We start from the raw sequence: 23550 nt of genomic DNA, 5'->3' as shown, positions 1-23550 counted from the left end.
TATAACTAAATATTTAGTTATAACTAATTTATTAGTTTAAAATGAAATGTCTTTCAAAGTAAATTTATGTAAGATGCTCTATTGTGTTGAAAAATCTTAAAATTCCCTAAGCTCAGTTTTTAACTTTAAATCTCCTTATTCCTTAATAAAAGCTGGTATAATGATTTCAGAAATTTGAGCCATTATTTTATCATCTTCAGCATCATGACCAGAAACTACAATGGTTAAATCAAGGGCTTCTATCACTATTACACGTTGTCCACCGCCTCCCCAAGCAAATGTGGCATCATACCTTTTATGACCTATTTTTATGTCTGTTTGATACCAAAAATAACCGTAACGATAATCTTTGGGTATCCAATCTTGAGTAGGTTTTACAATTCCACTAGTAGCTTTAGCAAGATATGCCGTAGAAATAAGCTGCTCACCGTTTAATTTACCATTATTAAGCACCAAATCACCCAATTTGAGCATATCGCGAGACATGAAACGTACACGCCAACCAGCTTCTGGCAAACCGCTAACATGATTTGACCATTTGTATTCTGTAATACCAAGTTTGTCTAGTAATTCCGTTTTAATAAAGTTCTCTGCGGTTCCTGGAACAACTGCGTCAATGACCGTCATCACCAACATCGGATTGAAATTACCGTACAAATACGTTTGAGATTCTTTGGTTATGGGTTTGCTTTGCTCCAAAAGCGTCTGAACTAATCCCTGACCTTTTAATCGTACTGAATCATTTTCAATTTCTTTCCATTTGTCTCTATCTATAGTCAAGCCTCCATGCATAGTTAATGCCTTATGAAGCGTTATTTTCTCAGCACCTTTAGTGATTTTTTTAGGATTTACATCTTTTAGAAAATGAATTAAAGGTTTGTCTAAATCTTCCATGGATAAATATCCCATTTGAATAGCTCTTCCTAAAACCAAACTGGTATACGCTTTTACTGCAGATGCCTGCCCATGTGGCAAGTTGATACGACCTTTTTTATAATAGGATTCAAAAACTAATTTGTTTTTGTGTGAAATGAGTAACGCATCATAATTACCATGTTTGCCATTAAAAATCTCTTGAGAAAGCTTAAGGATTGCGTTTTGGTCATCGCTATTTACCGATAATGTATCAACGGATATCCTGTCTTTTTTATCTTCTGGTGTAGTGCTGACAAATGCGTTGTTAAGATGCGGAATGTCCCAGAATGAGACCTCGTAGTTGTCACTTGAAACATGATTCATTATGGATGACAACCAAGCGACACTTCTAACTGTTGTCATTGGGAATGCAGTTCCATGATTGCCATCAATCACTTCTCTAAGTACAGATAAACCGTCATCTCTCCTATTTTTTAATAGACTTACAAACTCCTCAATAGGTTCAACCATGTTTTTTTCTAATGAACCATATGAAATAAAAACATTTGCTTTTATACTACTATTTCTATTTGACGCCTTGTAAGGTCCAAATTTTGAATTAAGTTCGGATAAATAGGCAACTTCATTTTTGATTGATGGACTGCCAATAATATAGTTGTTAAAGGTATCTGGTTGCGTTAATAATACATAAGCGCCAAATTCACCACCCATAGAATAACCGAAATAAGTACGACTGTTTGGATCAGTTCGATACGTGTTTTCAATATAGGTAATGACATCATTTCTAATAAAGTCTAAATGTTTATTTCCTTGTCCTAATTGATATTTTTTTTGAATTTCAGGTTTATTTGATTTGCGGAAACTATAATCTCGAAATCGACTCACATGCGCTCCTCTTTCTTTTTTCAAATCTTCATTTATGTCTAATTGCCAAGAAATTCCAACTAGAATAACATCTTCTAACATGTATTCTGTAGCGCCAGATAGCATTTCTACATGCCACATAGCATCTGTGTAATAAACGACAGGATATTTTTTGCTATTACTTTTTGAATAACTCTCAGGAAGCTTAATATATAACTCATATTGTCTGTCATTCTTAGTATCCTTTATTGGAGTTACCTGAATTTTGGGTAATTCTAAGGAAGATCTTTCTTCATTTGATGTAGATTCTTGTACTCTATTTTCCTGAGCAAAGGAACTATTTGTTATTGTAAGAAGAATTAAAAGCAATAATCCTGTTTTATTTTTCATAGTTACTTTTTTTATAAAAGTTCGAAATTCATAAATTAATCACTGAATAAAAGTAGAATATAATTCTTGCTCAATACTTTAAATTGGATAAACAAGGGAATTAAATGATAAACTCATTTCGTCATTGACATGGCGCTTTTATAAAGAAATTATAACAACTTGTATTTATAGATAGTATCTTTATTAGATAATAGAATAGTTTATGATTAAAAAGTCTTTAAAGCACATCATACTCCTTAACCTAGGAGCCTTTTTATTAGTACTCTTACTTGAGATATTAAGTATATGGGCTGTAAAAGATAGGTTTGATACTAATTATTCTTTTTACATCCATAATTTTAATTATACAATTGCTATTATGGGCATTATTTGGGTAAATCATTTTGTGTTCATTCCTTTTGTTTTTGATAAAAAACGCTATTTTTTATATACAATACTTCTTATAGGAAGTGTATTTTTTGGAGCATATTTGAAAGGATATGTAAATGATGGCTGGCATGCTGTTTATAAAATGTTTTTTTTTCTCATATATACTACTGGAACTGGAATGGCAGCTTTTTTTGTAAGAAGAAATATAATGTTTAAAAGAGAAAATGATGAGAAAGAAAAGTTGCAAAAAGAGATGGAACTTAATTATTTAAAAGAGCAAGTAAACCCGCATTTTCTCTTTAATTCGTTAAATAGTATTTATTCGCTTTCCAGGCAACAATCACCAGAAACTCCTGATGTTGTAATGCAGCTTTCAGAATTAATGAGATATCAATTAGAAAGTTCTAAAAAAGATACTGTTTTATTAAAAGAAGAACTTGAATTTATAGAGAATTATTTATTACTTGAAGAAAAAAGACTAAGCAACCGTTGTACTATTGAATTTTTAATTAAAGGCGACTTGTTGAAGTTAAGAATTGCTCCAATGTTACTAATTCCATTTGTTGAAAATGCTATTAAACATGGCGCTCAAAGTACTAATGAGCAGAGTTCAATTGATATTACTGTCTCTGTAAAAAACTCCTCTCTTTATTTTTGTGTAAATAATTCAAAGCCTTCCATAACCTCTGGATCAAAACGAAAAGGACTCGGTCTTGAAAATGTAAAAAGACGTTTAAACCTTTTATATCCTGATTCTCATGTACTAGAAATTGAGGATACCGATGAAGGTTATCATATAAATTTATCGATAGATTTAAAAGTTTCAATATTAAAAAAAGATAGTTAATGATTAAAGTTGGTATTGTAGATGATGAAATATTAGCGCGTAAAGTGCTAGAGGAATATTGTGCTAAAATTAATAGCTTCGAATTAGTATTAAGTACAGGAAATCCGCTTGAGTTTGTAAATTTTGCTCAACAAAATGACGTTGACCTCATCTTTTTAGATATCGAAATGCCAGAACTTAATGGTATGGAAATTTTGCGTTCTATGATAAAACCACCTAAAGTTATTTTAACAACGGCCTATTCTGAGTATGCATTAGAAAGTTATGATTATAGTGTTGTAGATTATTTATTGAAACCTGTGAAAATTGAACGCTTCTTAAAAGCTATAAACAAAGTTTCAGCTTCAAAAATAACACAACCTAAAAAAAATATAGGAAGTGAGGAACTTCAAATAAAACATGATGGCATGCCTGTTAATATTTCATTTAAATCAATTTTGTACATTCAGAGTTTTGGAAATTATTTAAAAATATTTACAGATTCAAGAATGTACCTAATCTCCGAAACACTTATTAATATTACTACATTATTATCTGATAATTTCCAACGCACTCATAAATCATATATTAGCAATTTAGAAAGAGTTACTAAAATAACTAGAACATATTTGTTAATTGAAGATAAAAAAGTACCTGTAAGTGCTATGTATAAGGTTATTGTATTTGAAAAATTAAAAGTTTTAGCAAAAATATAAAAAGCCGCATTATGCGACTTTTTAGAGTGTTTTTAAAATGTTTTCAATTATTTCTTAATCGTCATTAGCATTTCTTTGGCGGCTTTACCAATAGCTCCATCTGAATCCAAGGAAATTGTCTTTTTAAGTAAATCACTGGCCTTATCAGTATATCCTGCTTTTAAGTAACTTTCTGCTAAGTTTTTCCAAGCATTTGGTGAATTTGGAAAAAGTTGCGAAACAAACGAGAATACTTGTATGGCTCCTTTTATTTCTCCAGGTCTATTAGTGCTTAACATACGATGTCCGCTTTTGCTGAGTTCAGTTTCGAAATCGAAAAATACATATCTAGGATCTTGTATCATTTTAACAATTTCTGAAGCTAATTTTTCAACATCTCCTGCCATATATAATTCTCGAATATGTTGCATTGGATCGCGCATAAAGTCTTTTCCAGAAAATTTCAATGCAGCATCTAATACGGGATCTTGATTAGACGCGTATTCCTCATAACTCATTGTCACAGGTATTTGCGGAGCCAACCATTCTGCATTGTCCCATGGTGCTTTATTTTGCCACCAGGCATATGATAAAGACACCGTAATATTACTATTTGGCAAGTCTACCAAATTTTGATCGCCCCAAAAATTTAAGTTTTCGGCTGTAGGTTCACCCACAAAAATAGCATTGGTATAATTATCTATTTCATTCACAAGGTTTTGGCTAGCAGAAAAAGTGTGTTTCCCTATAATTACATACAACTTCCCTACTTTATTTATTTTTTTAGTTTCAATAAGTCCTGTAATGATATCTTTGTTTAAATAATTGTTTCCACCACCATTTAAACGTACATCTATAATCAATTTTTCAACTTCGTTATTTTCAACAAAATCAAACACTCGTTTGTAAAAATCTTTAGTCGTTTCTTCTGGATCATCAGCAATTCTACTATGTCTCACATAAACTGCTTTTTCGTTAGCTAAATATTCATAATAATAGATTTTATCAAGGTTTTTTAGGTATAAAGGAATAGCAGATTGATCTCTTGCATTTAACCAATTTTCATTTTGGTGCACATAACCACGATGTGTTGGTACTCTTTCTCCCTTTTCCAATGCAGTAAAGGATTGAGTAAATACTTTTCCGTTTTTTTCTAAGGTAAGTGTTACCGTATTTTGAAGAGTTTTTGTAATCTTTTGAGCATGTAATATCTCAGGATATCGTATATTATTGATTCCGTATGCTTTAAAATATTGAGAGTTCTCTACTTCTACTGTAGGTTCAATTGCTTTTAAAACCTCTGAAATAGGCTTGCCTTCTACCGCTATAACTTTTGCTCCAATAGCTTTTGGATAGTTTTTATGCGTTCCTTGAATGTAAATTCCATTATTGAATTCGTATAAATTGAAAGGAAATTGTGAAAATTTAAAAGATTTTTGATGAAAACTAATATAGGTATGTCCATATTTAAACAAGCTAACAATTTTTGTCATTCCTACGATGATTTCATGCGATTCTAAATTAGGAATGTCTGTATATAATGCTTCAACTTCTGCATCAAAGACTTCTTTAGTCGTTTTTACAAAAAGATGTGAGTAGTCTTTATGTACCGTGTTTTGTAAAGATCGAAGATCTTCTTGCCATTGTGTTGTGGTTAACGTTTTTTGAGACCATAGTTGAGAACATAGAAATAGGCTGAGTAAAATTAGTATGTTTTTCATAATTTTTTAATTTGTTTTTTTGATTGATTTTTGACGGATGTATTTCAATTTTATTTACTGTTCGCTCTTTCTAAGAGTAACGAAGCAAACGATTGTACGCCATACTTTATGGTTGTTTCATCCACTGCAAAGTTTGGTGTATGTGGCATAGAAGTAATACCTTTTTTAACATTAGATCCTCCTAAGAAAAAGAATACGCCAGGTACTTTTTGCTGATAGTATATAAAATCTTCTCCAAAATATGGAACTTGTCCGTACAGTGGTGTAAACATTTCTTTATTATAAAAAACTGAAATTGTTTGTGATGCAATTTTTGTAAGTTCAGGATCATTTAAAGGAGTTCCGGAGTAATCTTTTGCGTATTCAATAGAGATAAAAGAATCTTTAAATTTAGAATCAAGGATTTGTTTTTTTATTTCAAGAGGTACATTATTCACTCTTTTAAGATTAGTTTCAAGAAAACTAGCATTATAAAAAGTAACACCTTTATCAGTATGCAACCTTGCTCCTTGTAGAATAAAGTAATCTTTGAAAATGGTTTCTTTGTTTGTCACCCCAATTTTAGAGTCAGAAATCTTATGAATAATATTCCATGGAGAACCTTTCTGTTCAATATTACGAACAAAACCTTTTAGTACAGTATGCATGAAGTTTTCTAACTCTTTCTCATTGGCATTAGGCTCGAATTTCACTTTTAGTGTTTTTTGATACGCAAATAACTCATTAGCCTTCACATTAATCACTCCTGATGCTTCTGGACCAATATGCAATCCATAAACTTCATCTGGATGAATTATATCGAAAAGACCATCATTAATCATGTCTTTCGCACCTGTAAAAGTTTCTTCTGCTGGTTGAAAAATAAAGTAAACCGTTCCTTTTAGGTTTTCTTTTTGTTGCGATAAAACATTAGCAATTCCTAGAGCGATTGTAGTATGGACATCGTGTCCACATATGTGACGAACACCTTCATTTTTAGAGGAAAAGCTTACGACATCGGGTTCATCCGTTTTAATGGCATCCATGTCTGCCCTCCAAGCTATATTTCTTCCTTTTTTTCCTCCTTTTAGAATGCCTACAACTCCATTTCCTCCAATATTTGTTTGTACTTCTAAACCTAAATTCCTTAAATAGTCAGCTACAATTTTCGAAGTCCTTTTTTCTTGTTTAGCTATTTCAGGATGTATGTGTAAATCACGTCTAACTTTAACTAAGTCATCATAGATTGCATCAGTTTGTGCTATTATTTTATGGTAGTTATTTATGCTTTCATCAGATTTAGTACAACGTATTCCTGTAATAATCAGTAGAAATAATAGTAGTATCAATTTTAGTTTCATGATATAATTTGTTTGTAATTATATCACAAATATTCCCTTATTAAATGGTTGAAAATAATGCTTTTTGTTGAAGTATCGTATTTGATATTTGAAATATCATCAGAGCACTATTTGTTCATCCATTCCTTAAAGTCATTGACCTTTTTTCTACTTACAACGAAGTCTTGATCTTTTGGATTTAAGACAGATAACTTCACACGATGATTAAAATAAGGATCTATTTTTTGAATTGAAGTTTTCGAAACAATCTGTCCTCTATTTATTCTATAAAACATCGTATGATCTAATGAGTCAAATAATTGATCCATTGTTTCATCAATAATATATCGTTTGGTATCCGTTATGCCAAAAGTCATACTATCTTGAGAATATATATATAGTAATTCTGAGGTTTTAATTTGGACAAATCCGCTACCATCTTTAACTAAAATCCCCAAACGTTTTTCTGGCTTTTGCATACTCGCAAGAAGTTCTTTTATAATTGAAGGAACTACAGCATTAGAAGTATTAGCTTTTTTAAACTTAGTTAATGCTTTCGCTAATTCGTCTTGCTGAATAGGTTTTAATAGATAATCGACACTATTTACTTTAAATGCTTGAATGGCATACTCGTCAAAAGCTGTTGTAAAGATAATTGGAGCTGTAACTTCTATTTTCTGAAATATTTCAAAACTCAATCCATCAGCTAATTGAATATCCAAAAAGACTAAATCTGGTGCGGGATTTTCTTGAAACCATACTACGGCGCGTTTAACAGTGTCAATAATGTCTAATAATTGAAAATTAAAAGCATTTTTAGTTAATAATTTCTGCAATTGATTTGCTGCGCGTGGCTCATCTTCAATAATTAGTATTTGCATAATTTTTCTTTTGATCAGACAATTTTAATAAAGGTAAAGAAACTGTAAATTGATTTCCATCATTCATAATCTTAGGTAGCCTACTAGAAATCAATGCGTATCGTTGTTCTATATTTTTTAATCCAATTTTTGTAGAATGTACTTTTGTTGATTTTACTTGAATATTATTTTGAACGACTAAAAAATCATCTTTAACAGTTATTGTTATTGTTAATGGTTCATCTCTAGAAACTATATTGTGTTTTATAGCATTTTCTATTAGTAGTTGTAAACTCATAGGCGCAATCATTGCTGCTAATTTATCCTCTGGAATATTCCAGTTTATTTGCAAATTGTCACCAAACCTTTCAGACTGAACATAAACATAGGCTTTCGCAAACTTTAACTCCTTTTCAATAGCAATTAAATTCGTATTTCCTGATTCTAGTATAAATCGATACACACTAGATAGATTGTCAACAAAATCTTTTGCGTTTTCTCTAGGATCATGATCGATAATATCTCGTAACGTATTTAAACTATTAAATAGAAAATGAGGTTGTGCTTGATTGCGTAATGTATCTAATTGCGTCTGAATCATAGCCTGCTTAGTTTGCTCTTCCTCTCTAATTGATTTTTTAAGCCTTATATTATAATAAATAGCTTCATATATCGACATGATCATAATAACGATCAAAATAATAGGCAGCACTACCTTTAATATTAACATGTGCGAGGAAGGATATCCCAAAAAGGTAAAAAAGTTTGCAAGTAGAAACCCCATTGTAACATCAACAATCAGAATCACGCAAATAATCGCAAAAAATAGCAATGTAATACGCTTAGCATCATCTTTAAAATCAGGATATTTTTTACGTAAAGAAATCGAAATATACCGTAAAATACACCAATCACAGATAGCAGAAGCTAATGAAGCAAACCAACCTATAAGTACAAGTTCTATAGATTCTCTTTCTGATGGATTATTAAATAGATAGTTTGCGATAAAACTTATAATAACTATACCTATTGTTGAAAACCATATATCATTAAAACCTAAATATTGTATACGTGTTTCTTTATTAAATAACCTCATACATTATAACCTTAGTGTAGAATCTTTTGATTTTGCTCGATTGTTGAATATCCAAATAGCGAATAACGGGATTATTTGAATACCGAACAATCAAAAAATGTGAGGAATTTGTATATTAATTCTTATTTATTTTAAAATATAATTAATATTTAAATATCTAATTGCATAAAATAAAAGCCTCAAAAACATCATCGTATACTATTTTTGAATGATAACTTCAGACCAATCCTTTTTAATGAAAATTAATAACTTCCATATAAACATTACCTTCTGACAATAGTATTTTCTTTTATCAATTTTATTTCTAAAAATGCACCTAATGCATCTCTATTTCCTATTTGAGCTTTAACTAGTATATATCCTTGCAAACGATTTGTTTCAGCATTATAGCATACAGAATCAAAGGTGACACCTAAATATCTGTCAGCTTCTGGGCTTTCAATAACAACAATTGGAGTTTGTCCATTTTTTTGAAGTCCATAACGTCTTCCTGCAAATATATCTTGTGATATACTTTCATTTTTATATGTATTTGCAAGATGTTGTCTACCTACATCTAGAGTATATTTTTCGGTTTCGGCACCTACTTCGACTGAAAAGGCTATTTCAAATTGTTTAACCATTGGACCATTTGCCCAAGGTATAAATGTGTTAGGTTTGTCTCTAAAATTATTAGATTCACCAAATCGATTAGAAGCATCTTTTACAATCACCATTACTTTAGATCCATTCGCATTTTCCCACCAAAGTAATTCCGAAGGATGTATTTCTGGTCTATTGCCATGTACTTCTTCTCTAACCCAAGGTCCATAGACACAGATTTGTTGTTCTCCTACTATCAAAAAAGTTCTATTTTCTTCAGTCATAAAATAATGAAAATCATTCAAAGTTGTTGGTGGTGTAACTTCAGCTTCCATGCAAGGTGCTCCATTGCATGTTTTCCATTCATTGTCAGATCGTTCTCTAAATGGCCTTACTTCGTCTATTAATCTTTCAAATCTAGGGTTTGGGTTTATATTTAAATTCCAATCATATTCGCTAGCTCCTCTAATGTTATCAAATACACCTTTTGTAACACCGTAGCTTTCAAGTGTTCCGCATAATATTTCTCTGGTTCCTCTTATTGGATACCAATTTCTTCCCCATAATACAGGTTTCAAAGCTGCTGCTGTACTAATAAAATCACCCATTGGATCACCTCCATCAATACCTAACATTTCACCCATTACGGTTATGAGCCTATCTTTTTGAGTAGTTGTACATTCGATACAATCATCAACATTAAGAAATCTATTTACATCATTTTTATATGTAAAAACTCTTATTGAATTATTATCTTTTACAATAAAGTCACTGTGCCCATCAACATTAAAGTCTCCAGTTACTTTATAATAATTCAATTCTACAAAACTGGTTGCATTACTAAATGCTGTATTTCTTCCCATGATTGCGATACTAAAAAAATTCCCAGCTTCATTTACGCTTATGATTCCAATATGCGTACTACTTTGGATTATGAAATCACTTTGCTCATCACCATTAAAATCGCCAATTCCTAAAATTTTATCCGTTGTTTTGAATCGCCAAAAAGAATCCCCTAAATAATGTCCTGCTTGTCCAATTGTAACTCTGGTAAAATTTCCTGAATCATTAACACTAAGTATCGAAAGATGCGTTTCACTTTTGATGATGAAATCACTACGCTCATCACCGTCAAAGTCTCCAACTCCTAAAATTTCATCTGTTACTTTATATCGCCAAGAAGAATCTCCTAAGTATAGATCTCTAGTTCCTATAGCAACACGCGTGAACTTATTCTCTTCATCTAAACTTAAAATAGATAGATTGGTATCACTTTTTATAATAAAATCACTACGATTATCCTCATTGAAATCTCCAACTCCTAAAATTTCATCTGTTGGTTTGAATTTCCAGAACGAATTACCCAAATAAGAATTTCTAACACCACTTGTAATTGCTGTAAAAGCTCCATTGTTGTTAACACTTATAATGCCTAAATGGCTGTTACTTTTAATTATAAAATCACTTTTATTATCATTGTTAAAATTACCAATCCCTAAAATTTGATCTGTTTTTTTGTAACGCCAACCTTCAAAATATTCATTATTAGCAATAGTATGTGTGGTTAATAAATTATTATTATTGTTTAAAGCCAAAATTCCTAATCCTGAATCATTTTGTAGTAAAATATCATGTTTGGAATTTGCATGAAAATTTCCAACACCGAGTACGTTGTCATTTGTACTTATAGTCCAACTTGGTCGTCTAGAAAAACCTCTTATTGTTGCGCCATTTTCAGCTTGTACTATCGTCGAAAATTCATTATTTGTATCTAATGCTATAATTCCTAAACCTGACTGACCTTGAATAATAAATTCACTTCTACCAACAAAATTGAATTTTCCAACTTGAGATATCTTATCTTGTGATCTCAACATCCAATCATTACTTACACCATTATTTTTAATAGCTATCTGTTCAAAAGAACCTTGTGCAGATATACTATTGATTAGAAAAAAGAGTCCTAATTTTACAGCTAGAAACCGTTGAAAATTGGAGCTTTTAATTTTGCTTATGAGACGAATTATCTTTTTATAAGATTTATTTAAGAATCCTTGTGGAAACTTATCTTCACCTGATATTCTTACAACTGTTTTTACCATGATTTTTTATCTTTTCATCAAATTTATAGTATTGATAATCAGCAAGAAGCATGGTTTTCCCCTTTTCTAAAGGGGTTTTCTCCTATATATTTTTAAATTTTTATTTATTATAGTTACATATATGGTTTTTGATAGAAGGAAAAGGTTTATTGGGAATAATATTTAATTCATAATTCTAAAATTCTTCTATTTTGCTTTCTTGATTGGTCTGTTGTTTTTCTATAAACTTGCCTTTGTGATTATAGACTCCATTTAAAACCAAAGGAAACTCTACTCCTATTCCTAAATTGTCCAAACAACTGATTTTTTTCACCATAGAAAACATGAGAGTTTAAGAGTAATTGTGTATTTGTTGTAAGCCAATAGCTTAATTGTGGGGTTATATAGCCATCGGCATGATTAAAACTATGCACCCAAAGAATCTCAGCCTTTACGTTATCGTTCATCAATTCTTTTGAAATTAATAACGAACCGTTTGTTTCAAATACGTCACGATTGTACGCTGAAATAATTTTTGTTATCCATTCATTAAACAGTTGAACACTCACCATATATTCACCTTTTATATAATCTAACCCAAAAGCCGATTTATAGAAATTACTTTGTTCAATTCCTTGATTTATATTGTTATTTGATGTGAAGTTTTGATTAAAAATATATACAAGTTCTCCTCTAAAAGTTGTGGAGCCAAATACTTTATTGAAAGTTCCTCCTATTAAATGCTGCCGTTTATAAGTTGGAAAAATTTCTATAGTTGTAGTCTGATTATTAAAATTATTGTAAAACACAGGTAAATCATCATAATAGTAAAGGTAATTCAGAGAGAAATCCCAACCTTTCTTAAATCCTGATATTTTAAAACCGATATCAGAATCTTTAAAAAATGCATTTGGAATATTTGTTTGATTTAGCTGTATTGCTATTCCTTCTGGAGGATTTTTGAAAATGCTTTGTGTAAAGAATGGCGCGCTAAAATCTTGAGTGATATGATACGTATTGTCTGGTATCCATACCAATTGAACACTATAATCGTTTATTTTGAAATCAGCTTTTAATGACCAAAGTGGTATTCTACTATCTTCAAAATCATCTAATATAAACTCTCTAAAATTTTGAGGATTTACAACATCTAATAGTTTTAAACCATCGGTTTCTCCCCAAACGATTTGCTGTTTTCCTACGGTAAGTTTTAATTTTTTAAAATTGGCGTAGTAATATAACTCTCTTATTTCAAGGTTTGTACGGTTTCCCAAGAAAAGCCTTTTACTAATATCAGATACCATTTGCTCCGTTGGTTTTCCTTTTTCTAAATTGTCTTGAAACTCGAAGTATACTTGCCCTTTTAGCACAAATTTTGAACGATTTTTTAATTTTAAAACGAATTCAGGCTTTAAAATTAATTCTGTTTTTTGAATTGTTTCGTTCTTAAACTCATACGATGCTTCTGAAACGACAACTAGAGTTCCTTCTAATTTAGTTTTGTTTTGCGCAAATAATAACCCGGATGTAAACACTATAAGTAGGCTGATCATATTGTGTCTTGAAATAATTTTGATTTTATAACCCATTGACCAATGCTTCTTCTGTAAAATAATCATCACTTAATTCCGTTTGGTAATCGTTGTTTTCAAATTTGAAAATCGTTTCATGCTTGGTTTTGTGATTTATGACCAAAATATGGCTGATTGTCCATATATTTTGAACCTTTTTAATATCTGAAATCTTTACAGTTTTAAGGAAATTTCCAGCTACATCCCATGATTCTGATTTACGCATCATCCATAATTTAGAATCAACCCAAAATTTCACTTTACTATAGCCTAACTCTTTTTTTGTAGCGTCATTTTTTGGTATGGCTTCAATAATATAGCAATCGTGATTGTCAATCTTTTCTATGCCAATTGTTGTGTAGTTGTAATCTTCTTTACTTATTTTAGTTTCGAGCTTAATGTCTTCATATGTAAGATCTGTTCCTAAAAAATAATCACCTCTATTGGCAGCAGATATACGTCTTGTTTTTCGCAATGCTGGAAGATAAAGCCATTGATCATCATCTTTTGAAGCTTCTGGGTAATCGAACGTTAGAAATGCTGTGCCTTTTACACTTGATGGTGTTTCATAAAAAATAGCAAGTCTTTTTTCTTTCCCAAAATATTTTCGCAATGCTGTTGTCTTTCTAGTACGTATTTTTCCTCTTTTATCTTTTAATTCCATGATGAGGTTTCGTTTTAATGAAATTCCTTCATTACGTTCATGGGTTTTTTTTGCAATAAGTTGTCCATCCATAAGTGTTTGTTGTGCAAAAATGGAGGATGAATTGATCGTCAAAATGAATACTAAAACTGATATGATTGTTTTCATGATTATTGTTTTTTATTTATGAAAAATTTGGGTTTGGTAAGTAGAATAATTGCTGGTAAAAGTGTCATACTTCCTAAAAAACTTACGATTACTGCAATGGCAACTAAAAAACCAAACTGATTTAATGGAGGAACGGAACTGGTCATTAGAACACTAAATCCAAGTGCTAAAGCTAAAAAGTTGAATAGCAATGCTCTTCCTGATGATTTATAGAATTCTGAATAAGCTTCTTTTAGTGGTAAGTTTTTTTCATTTAAAAAGTATTTGAGCCTATCTATGGTATGAACGGCAAAATCTACTCCAACTCCGATAGCAATGGCGGCAAACATAGACGTTCCTACAGCTAACCAAATATTCATAACTCCCATAACTGTGTATATAAATAATACTGAAATGGTAACAGGAATAACCGTTAAAATACCGGCAGTTATAGATTTGAAACTAATTGCAGATACAAATAATACGACCAATAGTGCTATTATTGCACCTATGAAGTGATTTACACCAAGTTTACCTATCCAATGCGCATCTATGGCTACTTTACCACTTAATGTAGCTTTTATTTCAGAAGAGTTAAAATGTGAGCTTATATATTTTTGTGCGTCTTTAATGACTTCTTTTTCATTGATATATTCTCCAGAATTCATTCGAAATCTAACATTAGCTAATTTATAATCGTAGTCTACATAATTGTCAAAATCCGTTGGATCGCCGCTTGCTGAGTATAATAAAAAGTATTGAGCAACTAATTGATTATTATCAGGAATTTTATAAAACTCTTCTTGGTTTTCGTGCATTGATTGATTCATTTTTTTAATAAAATCAACAATTGATGTACTTCCTTTTACATAAGGAATCGATTCTATATAACTTTGAAGGGCTTCTATTTTGTGAAGGTTTTCTATTTTAAATAAATCTTCATTCTTTGGTGTTTCAATAAGTACATCTAAATATGAAGTTCCATCAGTTTTATCATTAATTAATTTATCGGCAAGAACTATAGGCTCATCATTTTGAAAGTTTTTAACACGATCTTCATTTACTAATAGTTTTAAAGCTCCAGTAACACCTAATATGATAATAAATAGTCCAGTAATAAGAATTGTTTTTGGTCGTTTTATAACTAATTTTCCTAGTTGTAACATTAAATTGCTAAACTTATCTACTTTATCTATTGACTTAAAAACACGGCTTTTTTGAGGTTTTAAAAGCATCATTGCGGAAGGAATCATAAATAAAGCATAGAGCAATGCTACTAAAACGCCCAATGCACCAAATATTCCAAAATAAATCATTGGCGGCATATAAGAAGACAATGCAATCGATAAGAAACCAGAAATTGTTGTAAATGAAGTGATTGCTATAGGTCGCCACATTTTTACCATTGTTTCAACGACCAATTCTTTTTGAGTATGAGTTGGATGCTTTACTGCTAATTCATAATATTCACCAAGTATGTGAATACCGTCAGCTACAGCTATTGCAATAAGAACTACTGGCAAACCGTTTGTGATGACAAAAAAATCAACTCCAAAAGCAGCCATTAACCCTAGTGCTATACCTACAGAAGCCAAAACCATTAAATTTGGAAGTACAACACCTCTTATAGTTCGATATGCAAAAATTAGTATCAAGGCAATAACCAAACCAGCGAATGGATTTGTCCGCATAGCATCTTCATCAATATATTTAATTAAATAACCACTTACAGCTCCTTCTCCTGCCAAATAGAATTTATGATCTTTTTCATGTAAACTTGAAATCATCTCATAAAGACTATTATAGACTTCATGTTGTTTCATATCATAACTATCCAACATTTCTGCGACAATCAAGGTTGTTGTTTTATCATTAGAAACTAGACTTCCTTGATATAACTCAAAGTCATCAATGCTTTTAAATACTTCTATAGCTTTCGCCTCGGTCAACTCTTCCAATTCGTAAAATGGTTCAACTTCAATTCCTGAATCAGTACCTACAATATTGTTTTCTGTTGCTAGACTTGTAATTTGATCTGGATCGATCCCAGGAACAGATGTTAACTTTTCACTTATATCATGAACAATTTTTAATGAATTTTTATTGAAAATTCCTTTTTCATTTACAACTCCTATAACCATAGGATCTTTAAGTCCGAAAGTTTCCTTTAGTAAATCTCGTTTAATAAGTACTGAATCTTTTGCAGGAAGAAAAGCATCATAACGTGTATCTTTAGTAAGCTTTGGAATAAAAAGTACTGAGCCTACAAATAAGACTCCACATAGTATTAAGATGACTTTATAATTGCTGGTTACATTTTTGAAAAATGCTTCTACTCTATTTTGTTTCATATTATAAAATATTATGTTGTATATACAACATTGTAGTTAAAAAAATATTATTTTAATTTTCCTTCTAATTTTTTTAAATTCTCTATTCCTGAATCCCCAAGTTTAAGAGTTAATTCGTTCATTATTTTTTCCCAAACTGGAACTAATTTTTCAACTAGTATAATTCCTTCTTTGGAAAGCGATACCGTTGGTCTATAGTCAGAACTTCTATTAATATATCCTTTATTCGCCAACATTTTAATATTTCTACTTACTGTAGACCTTTCTAGTGATAATACTTGCCCAATGGTACCTTGTTCAACATTGCCTAACTCACTTATAGCAAACAAAATGGTCATTTGATTTTCTGTAATATCAAAATCAGAAATATAGCTTCTAAACACATTATCAACTATACGTGATAATTGCCTTAATCTAGAACCTATACAATCTTGTAACTCATACTTCATGGTGCAAATATAAAAATAATTGTTGTATATGCAACATGAATTGTGTTTTTCATGTTTAATTTTATTGGCTTATGTCCTACATTTTTCGTTGAAAAAATTTATTAAATACTGTATATCAATATTTTAAATAGTCATTCTTTAGGTTTAAGCATTTCAATTATATTCGCATCTACCCAAAAGATATCAACATTGTCGTAGTTATCTGGATTCATATTTCTATTAAAGAAAAGATATTTACCATCTGGCGTTACGTAAGCGACTGCTTCCCAACCAGTCGTATTTATTTTATCTCCCATATTGATAGCTTTTCCCCACGAACCATCGTGTTTTTTAAAACTTATGTAAATGTCAGAATCTCCATATCCGCTCTCTCTTTCGCCATCCCAAATTAAATAAGATTCATCTGGAGCAATGAAAGGATGTGCGTTCATGCGTCCTGTATTAATCTGTTTATCAAAATCTTGTGGCACTTCACGTTTCCCATTTAGTATTCTTGAATACCTAATAATACCATCTCCGTTTGGCATTCCAATTTCATCAAACACATACATTCCGTTGGAAGAAGTCGTAAGTCGCATAATTTGTATTTGTTGGAACGATGCATCTAGTTTTTTCAACTCAGACCAATCGCCAGTTTCTGTACGTTCTTTATATTGTCTGCCCAAATGCATTGTTTTACCATCTGGAGCAATAAAAGGAGTTCCTGTTCTGGGTGATACAATAGATTCTTCCCATTGATTATTTTTATATTGAAACATTGCAAGTTCTCGCTTTTTCGTTTCCGCATTATTCCTAATAAAATAGAATTCTTTTAAATCAGGTGTAAAAACGCCACTGACTTCCCAACCATCAGTGGTAACAATACCTGGAGCAAAAGGTTTAGGTATTAGACCTGGTGGTTTTTGTCCTAGATATAAATTTTCTACAGTTGACGAATTATGATCACTTGAATGTTGTTTTTTAGTATCACAAGCATTTAGTAATAGAAATATAAGTATGAAAATAAGATGCGCATTTTTCATTGTTAGAAGTTTTCTGATGGTTTTTATTATAGAAATAATGATACTAAAGCTTTATAAAAGCTGGTAAAACACGCTCTGCAACTAGTTGAAGAACACTAATTTCTAATCGATGAACAGTAGTCACTATGATTAGATCTAGTTCATCAATTAAAATGATCGTTTGACCGCTACCACCTTGTGCTGAAGTACAAAAATAATTTTTAGTACCAACCTTCATATCTGCCTGCCACCAAAAATAACCATAACCAATATTAGATATATTACCTTCGTCTTTAAAATTTTCATCATCGCTGTGGCGGACAATTCTATGAATTGCTTTGTTAATAAAGGTTTCTGGAATTAATTGTTCTCCATTCCATTTGCCTTTATTTTTAGCTAAAATTCCCCATTTGACCATATCACGTGACGTTAAACTAGTGCGATTTCCTGATCTTGGCAAACCACTAATATCTGTTCCCCAGTTATAATTTGTGATGCCTAATTTGTTAAGAAGTTCTTTTTTAATAAACTCTTTAGCCGAACTAGGAACAACAGCATCCAAAACTTGCATGACCAACATAGGATCGTTTTGATATTTAAAACTTGGTAAATCTGATGTGATAGGCGCACTCTGCTCAAAATAAACTTGAACTTCCTTCTGTCCTTTTAACTCGCTTGGATTTTTCTCAAATTTAGTTCTCTTTTCTTTACTAATTCGAATACCAGAACGCATTGTTAATGCTTGGTTTAGCGTTATTTTATCTGCTCCTTCTACAAATTTTGTAGGATCTAAATCTTTAAGAAAACTAGCAATTGGTTTGTCTAGATCGTCCATTGCTAAATAGCCCAACTGAATTGCACGACCGATTGCCATACTCGTATATACTTTAGTTGCGGACGCTTGCGGATGTGGTAAGTTGATACGACCTTTGGAATAATAGGATTCAAAAACGAGTTTGCCCTTGTGAACAATCAAAAAGCTGTCAAAATTCCCATGTTTATGTTCCGCAATCTCTTGTGCCAGTTTTAGAATCATTGTTTTATTGTCTCCATCAATATCTAATTCACCTACAAAGATTCCATCTTTTTTATCAATTGGAGTTGCATCAACAAAGGCATCTTTGAGTTCAGGAATATCTCTGAATGCGAGCTTAGCTTCAGCTTTAGTAGCTTCTGGTGCTTGACTATCATTTTGTTGAGCGAAGCTACTATTTGTTAGAATCTGAAGTGTAAAAAATACGAACCCTGCTATGTTTTTTGTAATTTTCATTTAATTCTCTCTTTTAAGATTGTTTTATTTACGCATTTGTAGTTCCTTTAGTTTATGGCTAGTACGATTATTTTTAGGATTTAATTCAAGGGATTTAGCATAATTTTTAATTGCTAAATCAATTTCCCCAGCTTTCTCGCAAGCTTCCGCATAACTATCATACACTCTGAAACCATCTGGATACAAGATCATATTCACTTTGAACGTATTTAGTGCTAATTCCATTCTATCCGCATGGAAAAAATCATAGCCTATATCATTTAAATAATCTTCAGTTATTGCCAAGTATGTTGAGTCTTGTTCTTTTTTGATTCTATACGCATTGAGTGCTTTGTCAAAATCACCTTCAAGTAGGAATTCTATAGGTTCCTTTTTATAAGTATTCACTTTAGTAAAAGTTGAAGTTATTACTCCAGTTCTGCTATTTTTAAAAAGTAAATTGAGTGTTGTATTTTCAGGGTTTGGTTTGAATTGTATCAATTGAGTAGAGCTTCTTTTAACAAAATCACTATCTGACACCTTGACTAGCTCTTCTGTTTCTATATCTAGGATATCTTTATAAAAAAGTTGATTGCCTTTTTGAGAAACTTCTACAATTCTACCATTAGACATATATCTACCTGTAACTTTATTGATTAGAGACTGTTCAATTATTAGTTTTTCATGTTTCGTAACATAATTCTCCCAATCATACGTTAGGGCAACTGCACGCATTACTTCTGCGTTGAACGCTGGAAAAGTGGAATTAGTGAATACAACCACACCATAACCATTGTCTCTATGAGCTACAATCTCAGCATAAAAACCTCTATTCCATCCATGATGCCTTAAGTATATTTCATCGTTTCTATTTAAAAGTTGAAACCCTAATCCGAGTGTAAATGACCAATCAGAATTACTCACTCCATAAGGTGTTCCCATTAATTTTGTGAGTTCTTTTGATAATCCTTCGGTACGTTTACCTTGTAAAGTTTGATATCTGTTTGTGATAAATTTTGCATAATCTTCTGCAGTTGTCCATAAACCATTTGTTGCCATTGAAGGATATATACTTCTTCCTCCTTTTACCTTAGATCCGTTTTTTAAATATCCTGTAGCTGCTTTTTCTAATTGTGCTTTTGTTAGAAATTGATTGAACGTGCTATTGTTCATTTCTAAAGGTTGTAATACGAGTTCATTCATAATCTCTGGAAATGATGTTTCCTTTGCAATATCCAACATCAATTGCTGAACAGGCACATAACTAGTATATGCAAAACGAACACTTTCTCCAGGTTCTTTATTTATGGTAACTGGATCATTTTTAGCTGGGTAAGTTCCGTTTAAAATCTCTACAAGTGTTGGAATTTTTTCATCTATATAATATCGTCCTGTTCCACGAGGGTATATTCCTGCAGAATGATTTAAAAGATTTTTTACGGTGACTTTCTTTTCTTTAGTAAATTCATTTTCTGGTACTTTCCAAGATTTGAAATACTTGTTAATATTTTCATCTAAGTCTATATTATTTTCTTCTACAAGACGTAATGCTCCATATGCTGTTACTGGCATACTAGTTGCCGCTGCTTGGAAAAGTGTTTCAGTTGTTACTGGGATTTTACTTTCCTTATCTATAACACCATATCCTTTTGCCCAAGCAACTTTACCATCATGTATGACAGCAATACTAACACCCGGAATGCCATAATGCTTCATACGCTCTTCTATAGACCATGTTGAATCACCTTTTATGTGTACGGGAGTTGTAAGACCAGTTTCTACTTTTTTAATAGGATCTATTGTAATAGTAGTATTTGACTTTTCCGTACAGGATTGAAAAAGAATTAGAATTAAAAGAATTGAGATACTGTTTTTCATGTCACTTCCTTTTGTATATTGAGCTTATTTCTATATGATTTATATCACTTTTTTGTAATTATCTATACAAAGGATGTTTTTTTATCTCATTTATGGAATCAAAATTATGTCAACTGCTCTATGTGTGTATGAACGACTCTAAGAGGATGATTATAATGAGTATATTGCGTCAATAATTTTCATCAAATGAACTTGAAATCTTCGCTTTGTTTTCCTTTAATTGCTACAATGTTACTTTTGACTTCTTGTTCAAAAGAACCTGTCTTTGAAGAACATAAGACCGTATTTCAGTTAGGAGATCAACAAGAATGGGCTGCAAAAGATTTGAATGATCAGGATTGGGAAAAAAGAGTAAGATTAGTTCCTGATGGTCAAGTTTTTTGGTCTAGAACTAAAATAGACATTTTAAAAACTTCCAAAACATTACATCCTTATGGTTTGATGCTACAAGTTTATGGAGAATATGAAGTTTTTTGGGATGGAATTTTGATCGGAAAAAACGGAAATCCTGGACAAGAAGCGTTACTTCAGCCTGAAGGTAAAATGTGGGCTACTTTTAGCATTCCTAAACATTTAACGAAAGTTGGAGAACATGTATTAGCATTACGATCGAGTCTTTATTATTTTCCTGATCATACAACAATAGAAGAACTGAACATTGATGATTATAATGATTTACAAACGGATCGACTTATTGAATCTTCCTACATGCATCTTTTTGCAGGCGCTTTTTTGATTGCCTTTTTCTATTTTCTATTTCTGTTTCTGAGTAATAAAAAGGAATATGCAACCTTAATTTTTAGTATTAGCTGTTTTTTATTTTTCGCATTGATATTGGTAGAGTTTAGTAAAGTATATATTTCCATTCATTACAGTTTGCATGTGATACGATTAAGGGTTATTGGCACTTTGATGCTTAGTATTTCTTTTGCGATTCCGTTTTATTTTTCCATGCAATTTCCGTTTCCGAAACGAAAACTACTGTTGACTCTCTTTGTAGCTGTGTTATTGTACTTTTTCTTCTCAAGACATGTTTTTGAATTGAAAGCCAATAATATGGTGTATGGCATGTGGATTTTTTCATTTATAATTGTAGTATTTGGAGTTTTTAAACGAATGAAAGGAGCTCGTCTTGTACTATTAACACTTTTATTATCGGTATTGATAGGTTTTGTAACTCCGCTTAATAAGAGTCTCTTTGCAGGTTTCTGTTTTATTCTTTTGGGAATGTTTTATTTACTTTCAATGAGGATTAAAGAACAACGATTGGCTTATGAAACTTCTCTGATTCAATCTACGCGTTTACGTTTAGAATTACTAAAAAAGAACATTCAACCACATTTTTTAATGAATACATTAACCTCATTGATCGATTGGATAGAGGAATCTCCCAAGAAAGGTGTGCTGTTTATAGAAGCCTTAGCCAAAGAATTTGATCTTTTAAACCAAATAGAAAACAAAACATTGATTCCTATTAATCAAGAGATTGAACTTTGCCGTACTCATCTTGAAATTATGGAATATCGAAAAGAAATTAATTATTCTTGGCAAGAAGAAGGGATTGATACTGAGCAAAAAATACCTCCTGGTATTTTTCATACACTTTTGGAAAACGGTATTACTCATAGTTTACCTTTACAAGATAATAGTATTCAATTTAAACTTATTTTTGAATTGAATACTGATTATAAATGCTATACGTTTTTAACTTTTGCAAATCGTGCAAACCAAGCCATTCTTAACAAAGAAGATGGTACAGGTATAAAATACATAAAGGCTAGACTCACAGAGAGTTATCAGGAACAATGGAATTTTACTTCTGAACCTGTAGCTTATGGTTGGAAAAACACTATAAAAATATATTTTTGAGAAGATGAATATTTTAATTGTTGAAGATGAGGCTAGAATTGCCAAAAGAATCGAACGCATGACGCGTGAAATTTTTGGAGACAGATTGCAATCTTTAAAGTATATTAATACACTTCATGAAGCGTTAAAATTTATTGAAAATAATACATTAGATCTTGTATTGTTAGATTTAAATCTTAATGGTAATAATGGTTTCGACCTGTTAACGACGGCTGTTTCTAAATCGTTTCATACGATTGTTATTTCTGCTTATAAAGATCAGGCAATCATTGCTTTTGAATATGGCGTTTTAGATTTTGTCCCGAAACCATTTAATAGAGATCGATTGGCACAAGCCTTATATCGAACAGTTACAAAAGAAAAAATAGCAGCAAATACAGTTAAATTTTTAGCTGTTAAAAAAAGACAGAAAGTACAACTAATATCTATTGAAAACATACTTTATATCAAAGGAGCTGGAACATATACTGAGCTTTTTCTAGCTAACGGACATAAAGAATTACACGATAAATCACTTGAAAAATTAGAGCAATTATTATCACATACGTTTGAACGTTTTCATAAATCATACTTAGTAAAAATGTCAGAAGTAAAAGAAATTATTGTACAATCTGGCAGCAAATATATTGCAGAACTAAAAAACGGGAAACGCATTCCTATCGGGCGAACTAAATACAAAGGTCTTAAAGCGAAATGGTTTTAACTACATTTCT

At 31.2% G+C, this 23550-nt stretch carries 17 protein-coding genes; 4 read left to right on the top strand and 13 right to left on the bottom strand.

The window, feature by feature from the left end:
• Positions 1-135 precede the first annotated feature (135 nt).
• On the bottom strand, positions 136-2130 hold the full coding sequence (locus Q0828_RS12515) for a serine hydrolase (protein WP_298421188.1): 1995 nt from the start codon (positions 2128-2130) through the stop codon (positions 136-138).
• A 202-nt stretch (positions 2131-2332) separates the two neighbouring features.
• Between Q0828_RS12515 and Q0828_RS12510 the strand changes: the two genes are divergently transcribed.
• Both Q0828_RS12510 and Q0828_RS12505 read left to right on the top strand, forming a co-directional pair.
• Entirely contained in the window at positions 2333-3346 is a 1014-nt protein-coding gene (locus Q0828_RS12510; protein WP_298421185.1) for a histidine kinase, read from the top strand.
• Entirely contained in the window at positions 3346-4041 is a 696-nt protein-coding gene (locus tag Q0828_RS12505; protein ID WP_298421182.1) for a LytTR family DNA-binding domain-containing protein, read from the top strand. Before Q0828_RS12510 ends, Q0828_RS12505 begins: the two co-directional genes overlap by 1 nt.
• Positions 4042-4088: 47 nt before the next feature.
• Here Q0828_RS12505 and Q0828_RS12500 read toward each other — a convergent pair whose 3' ends face one another.
• The 12 genes from Q0828_RS12500 to Q0828_RS12445 all read right to left on the bottom strand — a co-directional run bounded on the left by Q0828_RS12500 (position 4089) and on the right by Q0828_RS12445 (position 20968).
• A complete protein-coding gene (locus tag Q0828_RS12500; RefSeq protein WP_298421179.1) occupies positions 4089-5741 on the bottom strand; it encodes a tetratricopeptide repeat protein in 1653 nt (550 codons plus the stop codon).
• Between the two features lie 50 nt (positions 5742-5791).
• Positions 5792-7081: an amidohydrolase gene (locus tag Q0828_RS12495; protein WP_298421177.1), complete on the bottom strand. Its 1290-nt coding sequence runs from the start codon at positions 7079-7081 to the stop codon at positions 5792-5794.
• 107 nt (positions 7082-7188) lie between these two features.
• Entirely contained in the window at positions 7189-7941 is a 753-nt protein-coding gene (locus Q0828_RS12490; RefSeq protein ID WP_298421173.1) for a LytTR family DNA-binding domain-containing protein, read from the bottom strand.
• A complete protein-coding gene (locus tag Q0828_RS12485) occupies positions 7922-9016 on the bottom strand; it encodes a histidine kinase (RefSeq protein WP_298421170.1) in 1095 nt (364 codons plus the stop codon). The genes Q0828_RS12490 and Q0828_RS12485 overlap by 20 nt, the downstream gene beginning before the upstream one ends.
• A gap of 263 nt (positions 9017-9279) precedes the next feature.
• Positions 9280-11700: a hypothetical protein gene (locus Q0828_RS12480; RefSeq protein WP_298421167.1), complete on the bottom strand. Its 2421-nt coding sequence runs from the start codon at positions 11698-11700 to the stop codon at positions 9280-9282.
• Positions 11701-11939: 239 nt separating this feature from the next.
• Complete coding sequence (locus tag Q0828_RS12475) at positions 11940-13298, bottom strand: DUF1302 family protein (protein WP_298421164.1); 1359 nt, start codon at positions 13296-13298, stop codon at positions 11940-11942.
• Positions 13258-14061, bottom strand: a complete 804-nt coding sequence (locus Q0828_RS12470) for an outer membrane lipoprotein-sorting protein (protein WP_298421161.1) — start codon at positions 14059-14061, stop codon at positions 13258-13260. The genes Q0828_RS12475 and Q0828_RS12470 overlap by 41 nt, the downstream gene beginning before the upstream one ends.
• A gap of 2 nt (positions 14062-14063) precedes the next feature.
• A complete protein-coding gene (locus tag Q0828_RS12465; RefSeq protein ID WP_298421156.1) occupies positions 14064-16391 on the bottom strand; it encodes an MMPL family transporter in 2328 nt (775 codons plus the stop codon).
• A 47-nt stretch (positions 16392-16438) separates the two neighbouring features.
• Complete coding sequence (locus Q0828_RS12460) at positions 16439-16840, bottom strand: MarR family winged helix-turn-helix transcriptional regulator (RefSeq protein ID WP_298421153.1); 402 nt, start codon at positions 16838-16840, stop codon at positions 16439-16441.
• A 131-nt stretch (positions 16841-16971) separates the two neighbouring features.
• Positions 16972-17862: a hypothetical protein gene (locus Q0828_RS12455; protein ID WP_298421150.1), complete on the bottom strand. Its 891-nt coding sequence runs from the start codon at positions 17860-17862 to the stop codon at positions 16972-16974.
• A 43-nt stretch (positions 17863-17905) separates the two neighbouring features.
• A complete protein-coding gene (locus Q0828_RS12450; protein WP_298421147.1) occupies positions 17906-19111 on the bottom strand; it encodes a serine hydrolase in 1206 nt (401 codons plus the stop codon).
• Positions 19112-19135: 24 nt separating this feature from the next.
• On the bottom strand, positions 19136-20968 hold the full coding sequence (locus Q0828_RS12445; RefSeq protein ID WP_298421144.1) for a beta-lactamase family protein: 1833 nt from the start codon (positions 20966-20968) through the stop codon (positions 19136-19138).
• A gap of 186 nt (positions 20969-21154) precedes the next feature.
• Between Q0828_RS12445 and Q0828_RS12440 the strand changes: the two genes are divergently transcribed.
• The gene (locus Q0828_RS12440) at positions 21155-22837 is read left to right on the top strand and encodes a sensor histidine kinase (protein ID WP_298421141.1); all 1683 of its coding nucleotides are present in this window, start codon (positions 21155-21157) and stop codon (positions 22835-22837) included.
• Between the two features lie 4 nt (positions 22838-22841).
• Positions 22842-23540 carry a response regulator transcription factor gene (locus Q0828_RS12435; protein WP_298421137.1) on the top strand — a complete coding sequence of 233 codons (699 nt, stop codon included), beginning with the start codon at positions 22842-22844 and terminating at the stop codon, positions 23538-23540.
• Positions 23541-23550: the final 10 nt, after the last annotated feature.

This window comes from uncultured Kordia sp. (assembly GCF_947496985.1).
Lineage (GTDB): Bacteria > Bacteroidota > Bacteroidia > Flavobacteriales > Flavobacteriaceae > Kordia.
Note: the sequence above shows the minus strand (reverse complement) of the source record. Positions and strands in the feature narration are given on the sequence as shown.

Excerpts from the sequence above, each read along its gene's own strand:
- Q0828_RS12515 (WP_298421188.1), bottom strand. The coding sequence starts at position 2,130 with ATGAAAAATAAAACAGGATTATTGCTTTTAATTCTTCTTACAATAACA.
- Q0828_RS12510 (WP_298421185.1), top strand. The coding sequence starts at position 2,333 with ATGATTAAAAAGTCTTTAAAGCACATCATACTCCTTAACCTAGGAGCC.
- Q0828_RS12505 (WP_298421182.1), top strand. The coding sequence starts at position 3,346 with ATGATTAAAGTTGGTATTGTAGATGATGAAATATTAGCGCGTAAAGTG.
- Q0828_RS12500 (WP_298421179.1), bottom strand. The coding sequence starts at position 5,741 with ATGAAAAACATACTAATTTTACTCAGCCTATTTCTATGTTCTCAACTA.
- Q0828_RS12495 (WP_298421177.1), bottom strand. The coding sequence starts at position 7,081 with ATGAAACTAAAATTGATACTACTATTATTTCTACTGATTATTACAGGA.
- Q0828_RS12490 (WP_298421173.1), bottom strand. The coding sequence starts at position 7,941 with ATGCAAATACTAATTATTGAAGATGAGCCACGCGCAGCAAATCAATTG.
- Q0828_RS12485 (WP_298421170.1), bottom strand. The coding sequence starts at position 9,016 with ATGAGGTTATTTAATAAAGAAACACGTATACAATATTTAGGTTTTAAT.
- Q0828_RS12480 (WP_298421167.1), bottom strand. The coding sequence starts at position 11,700 with ATGGTAAAAACAGTTGTAAGAATATCAGGTGAAGATAAGTTTCCACAA.
- Q0828_RS12475 (WP_298421164.1), bottom strand. The coding sequence starts at position 13,298 with ATGATTATTTTACAGAAGAAGCATTGGTCAATGGGTTATAAAATCAAA.
- Q0828_RS12470 (WP_298421161.1), bottom strand. The coding sequence starts at position 14,061 with ATGAAAACAATCATATCAGTTTTAGTATTCATTTTGACGATCAATTCA.
- Q0828_RS12465 (WP_298421156.1), bottom strand. The coding sequence starts at position 16,391 with ATGAAACAAAATAGAGTAGAAGCATTTTTCAAAAATGTAACCAGCAAT.
- Q0828_RS12460 (WP_298421153.1), bottom strand. The coding sequence starts at position 16,840 with ATGAAGTATGAGTTACAAGATTGTATAGGTTCTAGATTAAGGCAATTA.
- Q0828_RS12455 (WP_298421150.1), bottom strand. The coding sequence starts at position 17,862 with ATGAAAAATGCGCATCTTATTTTCATACTTATATTTCTATTACTAAAT.
- Q0828_RS12450 (WP_298421147.1), bottom strand. The coding sequence starts at position 19,111 with ATGAAAATTACAAAAAACATAGCAGGGTTCGTATTTTTTACACTTCAG.
- Q0828_RS12445 (WP_298421144.1), bottom strand. The coding sequence starts at position 20,968 with ATGAAAAACAGTATCTCAATTCTTTTAATTCTAATTCTTTTTCAATCC.
- Q0828_RS12440 (WP_298421141.1), top strand. The coding sequence starts at position 21,155 with ATGAACTTGAAATCTTCGCTTTGTTTTCCTTTAATTGCTACAATGTTA.
- Q0828_RS12435 (WP_298421137.1), top strand. The coding sequence starts at position 22,842 with ATGAATATTTTAATTGTTGAAGATGAGGCTAGAATTGCCAAAAGAATC.